Source organism: Dickeya sp. ws52 (assembly GCF_007210685.1).
Classification (GTDB): Bacteria; Pseudomonadota; Gammaproteobacteria; order Enterobacterales; family Enterobacteriaceae; genus Dickeya; species Dickeya chrysanthemi.
Genome location: NZ_SZVX01000012.1, coordinates 40057 through 58171, shown reverse-complemented (window position 1 = coordinate 58171; position 18115 = coordinate 40057). Strand labels below are relative to the sequence as shown.

Here is an 18115-nt window from a genome sequence, read left to right as displayed (position 1 = left end):
AATGAGCAATGTTCCGGCAGAACTGAAATATACCTCATCCCATGAGTGGGTGATGGCGGAAGGCAATGGCGTGTACAGCGTAGGTATTACCGAACATGCGCAGGAGTTGCTGGGTGATATGGTGTTTGTCGATCTGCCGGAGGTTGGCAGTACGGTAAACGCCGGCGACGATTGCGCGGTGGCGGAATCCGTCAAGGCGGCGTCTGATATTTACGCGCCGATCAGCGGTGAAATCGTGGAAATCAACGAAGAGCTGGAAGGTGCGCCGGAGCTGGTAAATAGCGCGCCTTACGCCGAAGGCTGGTTGTTCCGCATCAAAGCCTCTGACGAAGCCGAACTGAACGAATTGCTTGATGCCGCTGGCTATCAGGCACTGCTGGAAGAAGAAGACAGCGACGAAGAAGAATAAGCCTGACGCCCCGTTTGCTTGCCGCAACGGGGCGTTTTTATGGTCCGCTTGGTTTTGCGATTGGTTTGTTTTGTGAATGGTTTGCTTGTTTTTCTGAATGATTTGCTTGTTTTATGAATTAGTTAATTGCGCTGCACATCATTGTGCCAAATGCAGGAAATTCCCCCACATGACCCAGACTCTCAGTCAACTCGAACACGGCAGTGCGTTCACCGAGCGCCACATCGGCCCGTCGGCTACTCAGCAACAGCAGATGCTGGCCGCCATTGGCGCAGATTCGCTGGACGAACTTATCCGTCACATCGTACCCGCCGATATCCAGTTACCTCAGCCGCCAGCGGTGGGCGACGCCACCACCGAGTCTCAGGCATTGGCTGAATTGAAGGCCATCGCCGGCCGCAATCAGCGTTATAAAAGTTATATCGGCATGGGGTATCACGCGGTGCTGACGCCGCCGGTGATTTTGCGCAACGTGCTGGAGAATCCGGGCTGGTATACCGCGTATACGCCGTACCAGCCGGAGGTGTCGCAGGGGCGTCTGGAAGCATTGCTGAATTTCCAGCAAGTGACGCAGGATTTAACCGGTCTGGAGCTGGCTTCCGCTTCGCTGCTGGATGAGGCGACCGCCGCCGCAGAAGCAATGGCGATGGCGAAACGCGTCAGTAAGCTCAAGCAGGCCAATCGTTTCTTTGTTGCCGATGATGTTCATCCGCAGACGCTGGATGTGGTGCGCACCCGCGCACTGACCTTCGGTTTCGAGATTGTCACCGGCAATGCCGCCGATGCGGTGAAATATGACGACGTGTTCGGCGTATTGCTGCAACAGACAGGCACCACCGGTGAGTTGCACGACTATCGTGCGCTGATGGCCGAGCTGAAAAGCCGGAAGGTGATCATCAGCGTGGTGTCGGACATGATGGCGCTGGTACTGCTGGCGGCACCCGGCAAACAGGGCGCGGACATTGTGTTGGGCTCTGCCCAACGTTTTGGCGTGCCGATGGGGTACGGCGGCCCGCACGCGGCGTTTTTCGCCTGCCGCGATGAATACAAACGCGCCATGCCGGGCCGGATTATCGGTGTTTCCCGCGATGCCGCCGGCAACACGGCGTTGCGCATGGCGATGCAGACCCGCGAACAGCATATCCGCCGCGAAAAAGCCAACTCCAATATCTGTACCTCGCAGGTGCTGCTGGCCAACATTGCCGGGATGTACGCGGTATATCACGGGCCGCAGGGGTTGAAACGCATTGCCGGGCGCATCCACCGTTTGACCGATATTCTGGCGGCCGGGTTGACCCAGCGCGGCCTGACGCTGCGTCATCAGCACTGGTTCGATACGTTGGCCGTCGAGGTCGCCGATAAGGCGGCGGTGTTAAACCGCGCGCTGAGCGCCGGTATCAACCTGCGTGCTGATCTCGATGGCGCGGTCGGCATCGCGCTGGATGAAACCACCAGCCGTTACGACGTGCTGGCGCTGTTCGCCGTATTGTTGGGCGACGATCACGGGCTGGATATCGACACGCTGGATGCGGCGGTCAGCCGGCAGTCGGCGTCGATCCCGGCGGCGTTGCTGCGCAGCGACGACATCCTGACTCACCCGGTATTCAATCAATACCACAGCGAAACCGAGATGATGCGTTATCTGCACCGTCTGGAAAGCAAGGATCTGGCGCTGAATCAGGCGATGATCCCGCTCGGTTCCTGCACCATGAAACTTAACGCGGTGGCGGAAATGCTGCCGATCACCTGGCCGGAATTTGCCGAGCTGCACCCGTTCTGCCCGCCGGAACAGGCGCTGGGTTACCGCCAACTGATTACACAGTTGTCCGACTGGCTGGTGCAACTGACCGGCTACGACGCCGTGTGTATGCAGCCGAATTCCGGTGCGCAGGGGGAATATGCCGGTTTGCTGGCGATCCGCCGTTATCACGAAAGCCGTAACGAAGGCGAACGCAACCTGTGCCTGATCCCGAGCTCCGCCCACGGCACCAACCCGGCTTCCGCCCAGATGGCGGGGATGCAGGTGGTGGTGGTGGCCTGCGACAAGCAGGGGAACATCGACCTGCACGATCTGCGGGAAAAAGCGCAGCAGGCGGGCGATAAACTCTCCTGCATCATGGTGACGTATCCGTCTACCCACGGCGTGTATGAAGAAACCATCCGCGAAGTGTGCCAGATTGTTCACCAGTACGGCGGCCAGGTGTATCTGGACGGCGCCAACATGAACGCGCAGGTTGGGATTACCTCGCCGGGTTACATCGGTGCGGACGTGTCGCACCTTAACCTGCACAAGACCTTCTGCATTCCTCACGGCGGTGGCGGCCCAGGCATGGGGCCTATCGGCGTGAAAGCGCATCTGGCGCCGTTTGTTCCGGGCCATCAGGTGGTGGCAATGGACGGCGTGCTGACGCGTCAGGGGGCGGTTTCCGCCGCGCCGTTCGGCAGTGCTTCCATTCTGCCGATCAGTTGGATGTATATCCGCATGATGGGGGCGCAAGGGCTGAAACAGGCCAGTCAGGTGGCGATTTTGAACGCTAACTATGTGGCGACGCGCCTGAAAGACGCCTACCCGGTGTTGTACACCGGCCGCGATGGACGCGTAGCGCACGAGTGCATTCTGGATATTCGTCCGCTGAAAGACAGCACCGGCATCAGCGAGATGGATATCGCCAAGCGTCTGATCGACTACGGTTTCCATGCGCCGACCATGTCGTTCCCGGTCGCAGGCACGTTGATGATCGAACCGACTGAATCGGAAAGTAAAGTGGAGCTGGACCGCTTCATCGACGCGATGCTGGCGATCCGTAACGAGATCGACCGCGTGGCGGCGGGAGAATGGCCGCACGAAGACAATCCGCTGACGAACGCGCCGCATACCCAGACTGAGCTGGCGGCCGATTGGTCGCACCCGTACAGCCGCGAGCTGGCGGTATTCCCGGCCGGGCAGGCTCACAAGTACTGGCCGGCAGTGAAACGTCTGGATGATGTCTACGGCGACCGTAACCTGTTCTGCTCCTGTGTGCCGATGAGCGAGTATCAGTAAGCGTCAGTCGCGCAGTGAATAACCGGGAGGCATGGGCCTCCCGTTTTTTTGTCCGGCATATTTTCAGGGCCGGCATGGTAGAGTGGTGTTTTCTTTCTTGAGCGCTTAAGCGCAGTGTTGAGAAGGTGAAGAGATGATGTTGGGGATTCACGATCTTTCGCTGTTTATCCTGTCGGGAATTTTGCTCAATATTATGCCGGGGCCGGATTCTTTGCTGATTATGACGAAGAGTGCGTCGCAGGGATGGCGGGCCGGGTCGGCCGCTGCACTGGGGATCGGTTCTGGTACGCTGGTGCATGTTCTGGCCGCCGCGTTGGGGTTATCCGCTATTTTAGCGACCTCCGCCACCGCATTTACGGTGGTAAAAGTACTGGGAGCCGTTTATCTGGTCTATATCGGTGTGCAGGCATTGCTGGATAAATCTGCCCATCGCGCAACGGCTGGCGACAACAAGAGTCTGCCTGTTAGTCGTCCCGTACTGTCGATGCGGAAAATCTACTGGCAGGGTTTTCTCACCAATGTACTGAACCCCAAAGTTGCACTGTTTTTTCTGGCGTTCGTGCCGCAGTTTATTGACCCGCAGGCGCCGCAGAAAGCGCTGGCCTTTATCGTTCTGGGATTGATCTTCAATTTCAACGGTATGCTGTGGTGTCACTTTCTCGCCATATCGACGGCAATGGCCAGCAGCACGCTGAAAGTCAGCAAGGCGGTACGTTTTTGGTTGAATAAAACCATCGGCGTGCTGTTTATTTCACTGGGCGTGAAGCTGGTGATGTCGGCAAGGGGCTGATGTAATTTGAATGAAACATCCTTTCAGGGTGCGATGATGGTTAAGCGATACGTTGATAGAGGATTCCCCCTTTTATATTGGGCCACTGAAATTGAAGCCCTTTGCCCGAAATGTGGTAGTGCCGGCGTGATTAATGGCAATCCATCCTGGAGAGAACGGTGGGCTATATTTTCATGTCAATACTGTGGGCATTCATTGAAGACTGAACGTGATGGGTGGCATGGCCCGGTAGTAGGGCACAGTCGTCGCCCATGTGGGCAGTGTGGTTATCAGTGGGTAACAAAAGCGGTATCTTTCAAAAATTATGCAGCTATTAAAAAGTCGACAACCAAGGCGAAATGTTCGAAGTGTAATTCGTTGAATGAATTAACGCTGTCATTTTCATATGCAGAACCAGCCTATCATGCAATTGATCCATTTTTTGGCTTGGAGTTGGCGCTAAAAGAAGATACGCGCTATGGCACTGTGTGGGTTTATAGCGCCGAGCATTTAATGCATTTAAAAGGGTATGTTTCTGCGCGGGTAAGAGAAAACCATACTATGAATTCATCTTATTTTAGTCGATTGCCAGCGTGGATAAAATCTTACAAAAACAGAGAAATGGTTTTAAAAGTGATTAAAAAGTTGGAAAAAAGGCTAATAACGAAAACACTAAGTTGAATATTGTTTTTATAGATAACGCTGAAACAGGGCTCTCTGTTGTTTTGCCGGAGCCCTGTTTCAATCATTTCAGCCAGCCCTTGGCTTGTGCGTCTTCCAGATGTTGTTTCAGGTAACTCCACAGCGCCGGATTGATGTCGCGGATAAAATCGTTGCGACTCAGCACCTGCTCCAGCCGGATGCCGTTCTCCACCCAGCTTTGACCGCCGTTATGCAGGTTCATCAGCACCGGCATCACCCGGTCGATCATCAAGGCAAAGCGCGCTTCGGCGGTTTCTCCGGCTTCATACTCGTGCCATAGCGCCAGGAACTGGTCATGTTGTGGCGGCGGCAGCAGGCCAAAAATACGTGCGGCGGCGGCTTGTTCCTGCTCCTGAATGGCTGCGCGTGCTTTGAGGTCATATACCAGCACGTCGCCGGCGTCGATCTCCACAATGATCGTGGATCAACGCCATTTTCAGGACGCGGGTAATGTCGATGTTGTCATCGGCATAAGGCGCCAGGCTCATCACGGCAACCGCAAAATGCCAGCTGTGCTCCGCAGAATCTTCCTGGCGATCGGTGCCGATCACCTTAGAACGGCGCTGAACACTCTTGAGTTTGTCGATTTCCATCAGAAACCGGACGACATCGGTCATGGGGCCGAAATCCAGTACGGGTAAAGCGAGCGACATCCGTTAGCCTCCTGTAATAAAGAGACGCCATTGTAGGGGATGCGTCGGGAGATGAACACGTTGGAATGTCGTTCGAAAGTAACGGATTTTTATTTTAGCGTACAGGTGTACACTGGAATTATTCTCAGTTAATCTGCTCAAAGCTTGCTCAGCATGGCAGGTATGCCGCTAGTGCAGAGGTTTGGGTAAGTATGAGACAAGAGGTCGGCATGAAAAAAAACGTGGTGGAGTCTGGTTACTCGCTGGCGGAAGAAATCGCCAACAGTATCAGCCATGGAATCGGTTGTGTGTTCGGGATTGTCGGGTTGGTGTTATTGTTGGTGCAGGCAGTGGATAACGGCGCCACATCGCTGGCCATTACCAGCTACAGTTTGTATGGCGGCAGCCTGATTTTATTATTCCTCGCTTCTACGTTGTATCACGCCATTCCCTATCAGCGAGCAAAGCGCTGGCTGAAAAAATTTGATCACTGCGCTATTTATCTGCTGATTGCCGGAACATACACCCCTTTTTTGCTGGTCGGACTTAATTCGCCGCTGGCGCACGGACTGATGATCACTATCTGGAGCCTGGCGCTGCTGGGGATTATTTTCAAGCTGGCATTTGCTCATCGGTTTGAGGTGTTGTCGCTGGTCACCTATCTGGTGATGGGGTGGCTATCACTGATTGTGGTGTATCAATTAGCGATGAAGCTGTCTGTCGGCGGTGTGACGCTGTTGGCGATAGGCGGGGCGGTATACACGCTGGGGGTGGTGTTTTACGTCTGCAAGCGTATTCCGTTCAATCATGCCATCTGGCACGGGTTCGTGCTGGGAGGCAGCGTATGCCATTTCCTGGCGATTTACCTGTACGTGGGGTAACGGCGCGGTGAGTGCTGTGAGTTGACGTTGATAATCTCAGGGAGCTGTGGCTCCCTGAGGTTTTTTACCTACCGCATCGGTTATTCTGCGAGAGAATAGGGCAGCGGCTGAATCGCAAGCTGGCTGCTGCCGTCGTCACGTACTCGCAGTACGCTGTCTGCTTCCAGATCGTTATTCAGCACCGCCTGAACCCACAGTGTGCCGTCATGCAACTGGCAGGCTGCCAGCACAGTGCCGGTTCGGCGCCAGTTATCACCGAGTTTCAACTCCAGTTCGTCGCCGGCAGCGGGCATCTGTGTCGAGGGGCCAGCCAGCCAGTACAATGCGCGTTTATTGGCGCCGCGATATTTGGCGCGGGCGACCATCTCCTGACCGGCATAGCACCCTTTGGTGAAGCTAATGCCTTGCAGCGCTTGTAAATTGGTTGCCTGCGGAATGAACTGTGCGCTATTGGCGCTGTCGATAATAGGTTGGCCCGCTTCAATATCCAGCGCCAGCCATTGACGACTATCATTGAATGCAACCTGTGGTTGCAGTGCGTCAATCAGCGTTGCAGCGCGCTGCGCATCCAGCACCAGCAAAAAGCGCTCGGTGGGGGAGGGTAAATACAGCAGTGTTGCTCCGGGTTGATGTACGACCGTGTTTCCGGCGTCCGGCAGGGCATCGAACAACGGGGCCAACAGGGCCCGGATGTTGAGGCCGGCCGCGCCCAGTAGTATGGTGCCGTCGTCAGCCGCGATGGTTGTTTTGGAAAAGACGGCGTATTTTTTCAACTCCGTTACCTGGGTATCTCGTATGCTGCGGCGTTCCAGGTAAGCCAACCCGTCGCCATGATGGAACAGGCGTATGCTGCTCCACATTTTTCCTTTGGCGTCGCAGTGGGCGCATAGTACCTGCTCACTGCTTTGTAAGTCGTTCACGTCGGCGGTGAGTTGACCCTGAAGGTACTTGACGGTATCCGGCCCGGTGAGGGTGACAAGCGCCCAGTCATCGAGCGACATCAGGGTGGCGGAGAGTTGAGCGGAAGAAAATAACGGTTGTGCAGTAAACGGATGAGCCATATTACAATCCTGCGATGCGTAATGTGAGCGAATTATCCAATGGTAAAAGAGCGACAAAGGTTTGCAAGCAGTTTAGGCTGTGTCCCGTCATACGGTAGCCATTGATGAAATCAATGGCATGACAATGCGCATGGATAAAGGGCGCGAATCGTGCGGTATGCTCTGCATCGGTAAAATAGTACACACGGCAATACGCGAAAATATGTCAAAGTGTTACTATTGGTTGAAGGGCATCAGTTACAATAGCGTGATACCGGCGGTCATCATCGACCGGTGCGGATAACCATACAGAGAAGTGGGCGACATGAACATGGACATCAATAACAAGGCACGTATTCACTGGGCGTGCAGACGTGGAATGCGCGAGCTGGATATCTCCATCATGCCGTTTTTCGAGCATGATTACGACACGTTAAGCGATGACGATAAGCAGCAGTTTATTCGTTTACTGCAGTGTGACGATCCCGACTTGTTCAATTGGTTGATGAACCATGGCGAGCCGGTCGATCCGGGTTTGAAACGTATGGTTTCCCTCATCCAGACGCGAAATAAAGATCGTGGCCCAGTGGCAATGTGATTTGCGCGTGTCCTGGCGTATGCAGTTGTTCTCACTGCTGACGCACGGGTTTTTGATGCTGATGATTCTGCTGGCACCCTGGCCGGACGGTTATGCGCCGCTATGGCTGGGGCTGGTGACGCTGGTGGTATTTGATTTTGTGCGTAGCCAGCGCACTATCAAGTCACGTCAGGGAGAGATTTCCCTGCGCGGCGAGAGCCAACTTCACTGGCAGCAGCGCGACTGGCATATTATCCGGCGGCCGTGGGTCATGCGTAACGGCGTCTTACTGTCGTTACGGGCGGTGGATGGCAAAGGGCAACAGCGCCTGTGGCTGGCGTCAGACAGCATGGGCAGCGAAGAATGGCGGCTGTTGCGTCAACTGTTGCAGCACCATCCGTTGCAGGGAACGGAATCATCCCGTCATCATTAAATGCGGTGAACCGGATTCACCTGAATCAGGCGTGTTGTACCACGCCTGATCGCTACGGTTAGCGTTCAAGCATGACCGTTCAATACGATTTGTACCGTGCCGGTCATCAGAGCCGTTCTGCCATTTCTTGCAGGATTTGTTCGCACCATTGCTGGATACGATCATCACTCATGTCGTACTGATTGACCTCATCCAGCGCCAAACCTACAAAATGCTTACCGTCTTCCGTGAGTGGTTTCGGGCTGGTGAAGTCGTAGCCCGTTGTCGGCCAGTAGCCGATAAAGTGCACGCCAAGCGGTTTGAGCTGGTCATGCAACATACCGAGCGCATCCAGAAACCATTCACCGTATCCTGACTGGTCGCCCATGCCGTAAAGCGCGATGATTTTGTCTTTCAGATTCAGCGTCGACAATTGTGCCCAGATGGCTTCCCAGTCTTCCTGAATTTCACCGAAGTCCCAGGTGGGGATGCCAAGAATCAGCATCTCGTAGTTTTCCATTTCCTGCGGCGCAACGTCTTTCACGTTATGCAGGTCAACCAACTCCTCGCCCAGAATGTCGCGGATTTTCTCCGCCGCCATTTCGGTGTAGCAGGTGCTGGTGCCGTAAAAAAGTCCTATTTTCATAAGTTGTCTGATCGTGATTGCATCAATAAAGGCGATATCGCCGTGCGCTTAGCCTAACGGAATATGATGGGAGCGTACAGGGTGGGAGGTGAACGGGGTGAAAGCAGGGATGAAAGCGGCGCCTCCATCCCTGTCGGCGTTAGTCGAGAGACTGGTGACGGGTTTCTTTCGTCAGCAGCAGCGCTATCAGCGTCAGTGAAGCCATGGCGGCGAGGTAAACGCCCACGTAGAACAGCCCGTAATGGCTGGTCAGCCAGGCGGCGATATACGGTGCTACGGATGCTCCCAAAATCGAGGAAACGTTATAGGAGAACGACGCCCCGGTATAACGCACTTCCGTCGGAAACAGTTCCGGCAACAACGCGCCCATTGGGCCGAAAGTCAACCCCATCAGGCTAAGACCACACACCAGAAACGCCATAATCAGCGTCTGATCGCCTGAACCCAGCAGCGAAGGGAACGCCATGGCGAACACTAGCATGATGCAGGTTACCGTGATCATGGTCTTGCGACGACCGACCGCATCAGCCAGATAGCCCGCAACCGGGATCATCAACCCAAAGCCGATCACCGCCATCATCAGCATCCACAGGAAGTTGTTGCGTGGAATACCCAGCCCTGCCGGTGCGGGTGTGGTGCCGTAAGTCATGGAGTAGACCGTCATGATGTAAAACAGGGTGTAGGTCGCCAGCATAATGAACGTGCCCAGAATCGTGGCTTTCACATGTTTGCTCAGCAGAGTACCCAACGGTATACGCACCTGTTTCCCTTCTTTGGCGACTTTGGCAAACACCGGCGTTTCATGCAGCGATACGCGTACGTACAGGCCGATAATCACCAGCGCCGCCGAGGCGATGAACGGTACGCGCCATCCCCAGCTCATAAACTGCTCGTTAGTCAGTACCCAGGAGAGCAGCAGGAAGGTGCCGTTGGCAAAGAAGAAACCGATCGGCGCACCCAATTGTGGGAAAGAGCCGTACAAAGCACGTTTGTGGGCTGGCGCGTTTTCCGTCGCCAGCAGCGCCGCGCCGCCCCATTCACCGCCGAGGCCCAGCCCCTGACCGAAACGGGCCAGCGCCAGCAGCAGTGGAGCCAGGACGCCGATGGTTTCATAACTCGGCAGCAGGCCGATCAATACGGTGGAGATCCCCATGGTCAGCAGCGAAGCGACCAGCGTCACCTTGCGGCCGACGCGATCACCGAAGTGGCCGAACAACGCTGAGCCGATCGGACGAGCGACAAACGCAATGGCGAACGTGGCCAGCGATTGCAGCGTCGCGGCGGTGGCGTCACCTTGCGGGAAAAAGATGTGCGGAAATATCAGCACGGCAGCGGTAGCATAAATGTAAAAATCGAAGAATTCGATGGCGGTGCCGATCAGCGAGGCAACCACCACTTTGTTGCGCGAGTTTACCGGCGCGTCTGGTGCTTGAGTATCAATAGTGGATGAGATGGAGGCTTGCATAGTTTTTTGCTTTTTTGTAACACACGGACACGCATTCTATGCATAGAAAAAAGTTCTTTTCAAACCAGTGCCGCAACTGACGCCGGCCCTTGTGGCAAAGGTATTCCGGGATATGCTCGAATAAGAAAATATAATCCCTTTAGTGCTTCGTTTTGCCACAGGATGTGATGAAGTTGAGAATGATTACCGAATTGTACCCCGAACATACTCCGTAAGGCATAATGGCGGAATGACCGGGGCCATGTGGCGGGAGGGTGTGGTGCAGCAACAGGATCAGGTATTAATCGAGCAGTTTCTGGATGCGTTGTGGCTGGAACGTAACCTGGCGGAAAATACATTGTCGTCCTATCGCAATGACCTGTGCTCGCTGGCGGAGTGGCTGGCGCACCATAACAGTGATCTGCTGCAGGCTCAGCCGTTGGACCTGCAAGGTTTTTTGGCTGAGCGCCTGGAGGGCGGCTACAAAGCCACCAGCTCGGCTCGCTTGTTGAGCGCCATGCGGCGCCTGTTTCAATATCTGTACCGTGAAAAACGACGCGCCGATGATCCGAGTGCGCCGTTGTCGTCCCCCAAGCTGCCGCAGCGATTGCCGAAAGATCTCACGGAAGCGCAGGTGGAAGCGCTGTTGGCGGCACCGGTCACCGATCAGCCGATCGAATTGCGGGATAAAGCGATGCTGGAACTGCTGTATGCAACCGGCCTGCGCGTCTCCGAACTGGTTGGGCTGACTATCAGCGATGTCAGCTTGCGGCAAGGCGTGGTGCGGGTAGTGGGAAAAGGCAACAAAGAGCGGTTGGTGCCGCTGGGGGAAGAGGCGGTGTACTGGCTGGAACAGTATCTGGAGTTCAGCCGTCCGTGGTTGCTGAACGGCCAAACGCTGGATGTGCTGTTTCCCAGTAATCGGGCTCAGCAGATGACGAGGCAGACGTTCTGGCACCGTATCAAGCACTATGCGACACTGGCGTCTATTGACAGCAATAAACTTTCTCCGCATGTTTTGCGTCATGCCTTTGCAACCCACTTGCTGAATCACGGTGCGGATCTGCGAGTGGTACAGATGTTACTGGGCCACAGCGATCTGTCCACCACGCAGATTTATACCCATGTTGCGACGGAGCGGCTGAAACAACTGCATCAACAGCACCATCCCCGGGCATGATGACCGGCGGGCTGACAGGATGTCATGGCGGTTTTCCCGCCAATGATGGATAAGCACGGCGCTTGCGCCCTGATAACAGGATAATTCCATGAAAAAACGTGTAGTACTCTTTTCGTTGCTGACTCTGGCTCTGAGCAGCGTGGCGCGCGCCGATGACGCCGCGATCAAACAGGCGTTGAACCGTCTGGGTATGCAGAATGCGGAAGTGAAAGATTCTCCCATCAACGGGATGAAAACGTTGCTGACCGAGAACGGCGTGCTTTATATCACCGACGACGGCAAGCATCTGCTGCAAGGGCCGTTGTTCGATATCAGCGGTAATACCCCGGTGAATGTCACCAACCATATTTTGAATGAGCGTTTGGTCGCACTGAAAGACCAGATGATCGTCTATAAAGCGCCGCAGGAAAAATATGCCATTACCGTGTTTACCGATATCACCTGTGGTTACTGCCACAAGCTGCACGAGCAGATGAAGGACTACAATGCGCTCGGTATTACCGTGCGTTATCTGGCCTATCCTCGTCAGGGCATGAACTCTCAGGCCGCGAAAGATATGCAATCCATCTGGTGCGTGGCGGATCGTAATAAAGCGTTTGATGCGGCCATGAAGGGGGATGAAGTCTCTCCGGCCACCTGCAAAACCGATATCGCCCCTCACTACCAACTGGGCATCCTGTTTGGCATACAGGGCACCCCCGCGATTGTACTGAGCGACGGCACCGTGGTATCGGGATACCAGCCGCCGAAAGAGATGGCGCGTATGCTGGAAGCGCACAAAGCCTCGCTGAAATCAGGCGGCTAATGGAATCGAGTGGTTAATCAAGCGTGAATACTGTTACCCAACTCCGTCGTCGGCCGACGACGGAGACGGAGTTACCCGACTCTCTCCCGGCGTTATTACGTCGTTTATATGCCCAGCGCGGCGTGCGGCAGATGCAGGAATTGGAGCGCAGTCTGCGCGGCCTGCTGGATTATCGTCTGCTTGGCGGCATCGAGCAGGCGGTTGAGGTATTGCGCCGGGCGCTGGCGGAGAATCGTCGCATCGTCATCGTCGGCGATTTTGACGCCGACGGCGCCACCAGCACCGCGTTGACGGTGCTGGCGCTGCGCAGCATGGGCGCCTATGAGGTTCAGTATCTGGTGCCCAACCGCTTTGAGGATGGTTACGGGCTCAGTCCGGAAGTGGTGGCGCAGGCCGCCGTCAAAGGCGCGGAACTGATTGTGACCGTCGATAACGGTATTTCGTCCCACGCCGGGGTGGACGATGCACACCGGCGCGGCATCGCGGTGGTGGTGACCGATCATCATCTGCCGGGGGAAACCCTGCCGGCGGCGGAGGCGATGATTAACCCCAACCTGTCGGATTGCGCGTTTCCGTCGAAAGCGCTGGCTGGGGTGGGGGTCGCGTTTTACCTGATGATGGCGCTACGCGCCAGCCTTCGTGAGTCCGGCTGGTTTAGCGAACGCGGGCTGGCCGAGCCCAATCTGGCGGAACTGCTGGATCTGGTGGCGCTGGGGACGGTGGCGGATGTAGTACCGCTGGACGCCAATAACCGCATTCTGGTTTCGCAAGGGTTGAGCCGCATTCGTGCCGGCAAGTGTCGGCCGGGCATTCGCGCCTTGTTGGAAGTGTCTAATCGTGACGCCGCTCATCTGGTGGCCAGCGATCTGGGTTTTGCGCTCGGGCCGCGCCTCAATGCCGCCGGTCGACTGGATGATATGTCTGTCGGGGTTGAATTGCTGCTGTGCAATGACATTGTGCAGGCGCGGATGCTGGCCAGCGATCTGGATGCGCTGAACCAGAGCCGCCGTGAAATTGAAGCCGGTATGCAGGTGGAAGCGTTGCAATTGTGCGAACAACTGGAACGTAGCCGCGAGACGTTGCCGCTGGGGTTGGCGATGTACCATCCGGAGTGGCATCAGGGAGTGGTGGGGATTCTGGCGTCGCGCATCAAGGAGCGCTTTCACCGCCCGGTCATTGCGTTTGCGCCGGCAGGCGACGGCATTCTGAAAGGTTCCGGGCGGTCTATCGCCGGGTTGCATCTGCGCGACGCGCTGGAACGCCTCGACACCTGTCACCCCGGGTTGATGCTGAAATTTGGCGGCCACGCGATGGCGGCGGGGTTATCGCTGGTGGAGGATCATTTTGACGAATTTCGCCAGCGCTTTGCCGATCTGGTAAGCGAGTGGCTGGATGCTTCGCAACTGGAAGGCGTCGTCTGGTCAGACGGCGAGCTGGCCCCGCCAGAGCTCTCCCTTGGCACCGCGGAAATGTTGCGTGAGGCCGGGCCGTGGGGGCAGGCGTTTCCCGAACCGCTGTTCGACGGTCGTTTTCGCCTGCTGCAGCAACGGCTGGTCGGTGAACGCCACCTCAAGGTGATGGTGGAGCCGTTGGGCGGCGGCCCGCTGTTGGATGGCATCGCATTCAACGTCGATACACTACTGTGGCCCGACAGCAGCGTGCGCGAAGTGGAACTGGCTTATAAGCTGGACGTCAATGAATTCCGCGGCAAGCGCTCGGTACAACTGCTGATTGAGCACTTGTGGCCGCTATAGTCGCAGGCAATCGTAGTAGGAAATCGCTGAACTTACGCCGGGGAAACCCGGCGTTTTCTTTTCACCCAGCCGTGCATCCGGCTAAAATCGGTAAAAAGCTATAAACCACGGCGTGGATCCGTTACAATTCGCCGTTTACATGCATTCTGTCATCGACAAACAACTTAATAAGATCTTACGACCATGTTTGAAATTAATCCGGTAAAAAACCGCATTCAGGACCTGTCTGACCGGACAGCTGTTCTGAGGGGGTATCTTTGACTATGACGCCAAGAAAGAGCGTCTGGAAGAGGTAAACGCCGAGCTGGAACAGCCCGACGTATGGAACGAACCTGAACGCGCGCAGGCGCTGGGGAAAGAACGCTCCTCCCTGGAAATGATTGTCGATACCATCGATCAGATGGTTCAGGGGCTGGATGACGTTGCCGGCCTGCTGGAACTGGCGGTGGAAGAAGACGACGAAGACACCTTCAACGACACCGTTGCCGAGCTGGATCAACTGGAAAGCAAGCTGGGTCAGTTGGAATTCCGCCGTATGTTCTCCGGCGAGTACGACAGCGCTGACTGCTACCTTGACCTGCAGGCCGGTTCCGGCGGCACCGAGGCGCAGGATTGGGCCAGCATGTTGTTGCGCATGTACTTGCGCTGGGCGGAAAGCAAAGGCTTCAAAACCGAAATTATTGAAGAGTCCGAAGGTGAAGTGGCCGGTATCAAGTCCGCCACTATCAAAATCATGGGCGACTATGCGTTTGGCTGGCTGCGTACCGAAACCGGTGTGCACCGTCTGGTGCGCAAGAGCCCGTTTGACTCGGGCGGTCGCCGTCACACCTCGTTTAGCTCCGCCTTCGTCTACCCGGAAGTCGATGACGATATTGATATCGAGATCAACCCCGCGGACCTGCGTATCGACGTGTACCGAGCTTCCGGCGCCGGTGGCCAGCACGTTAACCGTACTGAATCCGCGGTGCGTATTACTCACATCCCGACCAATATTGTGACCCAGTGCCAGAACGATCGATCTCAGCACAAGAACAAAGATCAGGCCATGAAGCAGCTGAAAGCCAAGCTGTATGAGTTTGAAATGCAGAAGAAGAACGCTGAGAAACAGGCGATGGAAGACAATAAGTCGGATATCGGCTGGGGCAGCCAGATTCGTTCTTATGTGCTGGACGATTCCCGCATTAAAGATCTGCGTACCGGGGTGGAAACACGCAATACCCAGTCGGTGCTGGATGGTGATCTGGACAAGTTTATCGAAGCAAGCTTAAAAGCGGGGTTATAAGGAATCTCATGTCTGAACCACAAAACCAGGGTGCCGAGCAGGCGCTGGATCTTAACAACGAACTCAGAACCCGCCGTGAGAAGCTGGCGGCGTTGCGTGATACCGGCATCGCTTTTCCGAACGATTTCCGCCGTGACAGTACCGCTGATCAACTACATGCCAGCTATGATGAAAAAGACAACGAAGAGCTGGAAGCGCTGGGCCTGGAAGTGACGGTCGCCGGCCGCATGATGACCCGCCGTATCATGGGCAAAGCGTCGTTCGTGACTTTGCAGGACGTTGGCGGCCGCATTCAGTTGTACGTGGCGCGTGATGACCTGCCGGAAGGCGTCTACAACGAGCAATTTAAAAAGTGGGATCTCGGCGATATCCTCGGTGCGCGCGGTAAGCTGTTTAAAACCAAGACTGGCGAGCTGTCGATTCACTGTACCGAACTGCGTTTGCTGACCAAGGCATTGCGCCCGCTGCCGGACAAATTCCACGGCCTGGCGGATCAGGAAACCCGCTATCGCCAGCGTTATCTGGACCTGATCGCCAACGACGAATCCCGTCACACTTTCCGCGTCCGCTCGCAGATCCTGGCCGGTATCCGCCAGTTCATGGTCGGTCGTGATTTTATGGAAGTGGAAACGCCGATGATGCAGGTGATCCCCGGCGGTGCGTCTGCGCGTCCGTTCATCACCCACCACAACGCGCTGGATATCGACATGTACCTGCGTATCGCGCCGGAATTGTATCTGAAGCGTCTGGTGGTCGGCGGTTTTGAACGCGTGTTTGAAATTAACCGTAACTTCCGTAATGAAGGTGTGTCGCCGCGCCACAATCCTGAGTTCACCATGATGGAACTCTACATGGCGTATGCGGACTACAAAGACCTGATCGAACTGACCGAGTCGCTGTTCCGCACGCTGGCGCAGAATGTTCTGGGCACCACCGAGGTGCCATATGGCGACCAGGTGTTCGACTTCGGCAAGCCGTTCGAGAAGCTGACCATGCGCGAAGCCATCAAGAAATACCGCCCGGAAACCAATCTGGCGGATCTGGACAGCTTCGACGCGGCAAAAGCCATCGCGGAATCTATCGGCATCAAGGTAGAGAAAAGCTGGGGGCTGGGCCGTATCGTCACCGAGATCTTCGAAGAAGTGGCGGAAGCCCATCTGATCCAGCCGACGTTCATCACCGAATACCCGGCTGAAGTCTCTCCGCTGGCGCGTCGTAACGACCAAAACCCGGAAATCACCGATCGCTTCGAATTCTTCATCGGCGGACGTGAAATCGGTAACGGTTTCTCCGAGTTGAACGATGCTGAAGATCAGGCGCAACGCTTCCAGGATCAAGTGGCGGCGAAAGATGCCGGCGATGACGAGGCGATGTTCTACGACGAAGACTATGTCACCGCACTGGAGCATGGTTTGCCGCCGACCGCAGGTCTGGGCATTGGTATTGACCGTATGGTGATGCTGTTTACCAACAGCCACACCATTCGCGATGTGATCCTGTTCCCGGCGATGCGTCCGCAGAAATAAGCCTCACCGCAGTACCCCGGCTCGTTTGCCAGCAGGCAGACGAGCCGTTTTCTGTTCATTATCCCTGTTTTTAATCTCTTACGGCGTACTTCTACCTGACTGGCTTGCCTTGCCGTTGGCGTGGGGGGAATGCTACTGTCGTTTGTCCTGAATGCAGCATTGCCGTAGCGCATTTAGGTATAGCCGTACTGCAAGTAGGGCAAGCAGGAATAGGGATTTATCGGCCCAGCATGAGACAGCGTGAAGAGAATAAGAAGAGGGATGTATGTTACTGGTGATGTTGAGCGGTTTGCTGTTGTCATTGTCGCTATGTCTGGATTTGGGCATCGTCAATACCGCTATTATTAATCGCGGTATTCGGGATGGCGCAGGTGCCGCGTTTTTCATTGGTCTGGGATCCTGCTTCGGCGATTTGGTTTACGCCACGCTGTCGGTGTTAGGGATGGCGGTTATCTTCAACTATACGCCGGTACGCTGGCTGTTGTGGATTGGCGGCGGCGGCGTACTGCTATGGTTGTCGTTCAACATGGCGCGCAGCGCCTGGCGAGACTACCGTCAGCATCGTGGTTTGGCCATCGACACCGCCGGCGAAGGTTCATTACAGGTATCAGCGCCGGCGAGCCGCCATTTTATCAGTGGCATGGGAATGGCGTTGGCATCGCCCAGCGCATTGCTGTGGTTTGCTGCCGTGGGCGGGACGTTGATTGCTCAGGCGACCGATGGGTCTGCCAGACAGATTGCGCTGTTTCTCGGCGGATTTTTTATCGGCGGTATACTCTGGACGCTGTTTATGGCGGTCTTAATCAAATACGGGCGTGGTGCGTTAAAAGGCCGATTGTCGTTTTACTGTAGTGCCGTCTCTGCTGTGCTGTTTGCAGTATTTGCGGTTCAGGTCATTACGAATGGATACCAAACGTTGCTGGTGCCAGCGGTGTGAATCGACTGCTCAAAACACGCGCAATCAGGCCGTGTTTTATCTTGCCCGCCAGAGAGATGGCGCTATAATGCCAGTC

At 55.7% G+C, this 18115-nt stretch carries 16 protein-coding genes and 1 pseudogene; 13 read left to right on the top strand and 4 right to left on the bottom strand.

Annotated features, from left to right (window positions below):
• The first annotated feature begins 1 nt into the window (after position 1).
• The 4 genes from gcvH to FDP13_RS12975 all read left to right on the top strand — a co-directional run bounded on the left by gcvH (position 2) and on the right by FDP13_RS12975 (position 4902).
• A complete protein-coding gene (gene gcvH, locus FDP13_RS12990; RefSeq protein WP_012771094.1) occupies positions 2-409 on the top strand; it encodes a glycine cleavage system protein GcvH in 408 nt (135 codons plus the stop codon).
• Between the two features lie 169 nt (positions 410-578).
• Positions 579-3452 carry an aminomethyl-transferring glycine dehydrogenase gene (gene gcvP / locus FDP13_RS12985; RefSeq protein ID WP_143839606.1) on the top strand — a complete coding sequence of 958 codons (2874 nt, stop codon included), beginning with the start codon at positions 579-581 and terminating at the stop codon, positions 3450-3452.
• 133 nt (positions 3453-3585) lie between these two features.
• Positions 3586-4242, top strand: coding sequence for a LysE family translocator (locus FDP13_RS12980; RefSeq protein WP_199886334.1), 657 nt, complete (start codon positions 3586-3588; stop codon positions 4240-4242).
• A gap of 6 nt (positions 4243-4248) precedes the next feature.
• Positions 4249-4902: a hypothetical protein gene (locus FDP13_RS12975; RefSeq protein WP_199886333.1), complete on the top strand. Its 654-nt coding sequence runs from the start codon at positions 4249-4251 to the stop codon at positions 4900-4902.
• A 64-nt stretch (positions 4903-4966) separates the two neighbouring features.
• Here the strand turns inward: FDP13_RS12975 and FDP13_RS12970 are convergent.
• Positions 4967-5576: pseudogene (locus FDP13_RS12970) on the bottom strand (HD family hydrolase).
• Positions 5577-5785: 209 nt separating this feature from the next.
• Here FDP13_RS12970 and FDP13_RS12965 point away from each other — a divergent pair.
• Positions 5786-6436 (top strand): hemolysin III family protein, encoded by a 651-nt coding sequence (locus FDP13_RS12965; protein ID WP_012771090.1) that lies wholly within the window; start codon positions 5786-5788, stop codon positions 6434-6436.
• Positions 6437-6516: 80 nt separating this feature from the next.
• Here FDP13_RS12965 and ygfZ read toward each other — a convergent pair whose 3' ends face one another.
• Complete coding sequence (gene ygfZ / locus FDP13_RS12960; protein ID WP_012771089.1) at positions 6517-7497, bottom strand: tRNA-modifying protein YgfZ; 981 nt, start codon at positions 7495-7497, stop codon at positions 6517-6519.
• A gap of 310 nt (positions 7498-7807) precedes the next feature.
• On the opposite strand from ygfZ, the gene sdhE reads away from it, so the two are divergent.
• Both sdhE and FDP13_RS12950 read left to right on the top strand, forming a co-directional pair.
• Entirely contained in the window at positions 7808-8074 is a 267-nt protein-coding gene (gene sdhE / locus FDP13_RS12955; protein ID WP_027713093.1) for an FAD assembly factor SdhE, read from the top strand.
• The gene (locus FDP13_RS12950; protein WP_012771087.1) at positions 8055-8486 is read left to right on the top strand and encodes a protein YgfX; all 432 of its coding nucleotides are present in this window, start codon (positions 8055-8057) and stop codon (positions 8484-8486) included. Before sdhE ends, FDP13_RS12950 begins: the two co-directional genes overlap by 20 nt.
• Positions 8487-8592: 106 nt before the next feature.
• Here FDP13_RS12950 and fldB read toward each other — a convergent pair whose 3' ends face one another.
• Positions 8593-9111, bottom strand: a complete 519-nt coding sequence (gene fldB, locus FDP13_RS12945; RefSeq protein WP_143839605.1) for a flavodoxin FldB — start codon at positions 9109-9111, stop codon at positions 8593-8595.
• A gap of 139 nt (positions 9112-9250) precedes the next feature.
• Positions 9251-10576 (bottom strand): MFS transporter, encoded by a 1326-nt coding sequence (locus tag FDP13_RS12940; RefSeq protein ID WP_143839604.1) that lies wholly within the window; start codon positions 10574-10576, stop codon positions 9251-9253.
• A gap of 259 nt (positions 10577-10835) precedes the next feature.
• Between FDP13_RS12940 and xerD the strand changes: the two genes are divergently transcribed.
• The 6 genes from xerD to FDP13_RS12910 all read left to right on the top strand — a co-directional run bounded on the left by xerD (position 10836) and on the right by FDP13_RS12910 (position 18039).
• Positions 10836-11735: a site-specific tyrosine recombinase XerD gene (gene xerD, locus FDP13_RS12935; RefSeq protein WP_012771084.1), complete on the top strand. Its 900-nt coding sequence runs from the start codon at positions 10836-10838 to the stop codon at positions 11733-11735.
• Between the two features lie 88 nt (positions 11736-11823).
• Complete coding sequence (gene dsbC, locus FDP13_RS12930) at positions 11824-12540, top strand: bifunctional protein-disulfide isomerase/oxidoreductase DsbC (protein WP_027713090.1); 717 nt, start codon at positions 11824-11826, stop codon at positions 12538-12540.
• A gap of 23 nt (positions 12541-12563) precedes the next feature.
• Positions 12564-14294: a single-stranded-DNA-specific exonuclease RecJ gene (gene recJ / locus FDP13_RS12925; protein WP_143839603.1), complete on the top strand. Its 1731-nt coding sequence runs from the start codon at positions 12564-12566 to the stop codon at positions 14292-14294.
• A 183-nt stretch (positions 14295-14477) separates the two neighbouring features.
• Positions 14478-15576 (top strand): peptide chain release factor 2 gene (gene prfB / locus FDP13_RS12920; protein ID WP_012771081.1). Its coding sequence is split into 2 segments (ribosomal slippage): positions 14478-14552 and positions 14554-15576, totalling 1098 coding nucleotides; the frame shifts between segments, so codons are not numbered across the junction.
• An 8-nt stretch (positions 15577-15584) separates the two neighbouring features.
• Positions 15585-17102 (top strand): lysine--tRNA ligase, encoded by a 1518-nt coding sequence (gene lysS / locus FDP13_RS12915; protein ID WP_012771080.1) that lies wholly within the window; start codon positions 15585-15587, stop codon positions 17100-17102.
• 265 nt (positions 17103-17367) lie between these two features.
• Entirely contained in the window at positions 17368-18039 is a 672-nt protein-coding gene (locus FDP13_RS12910; protein WP_012771079.1) for a LysE family translocator, read from the top strand.
• Positions 18040-18115 lie beyond the last annotated feature (76 nt).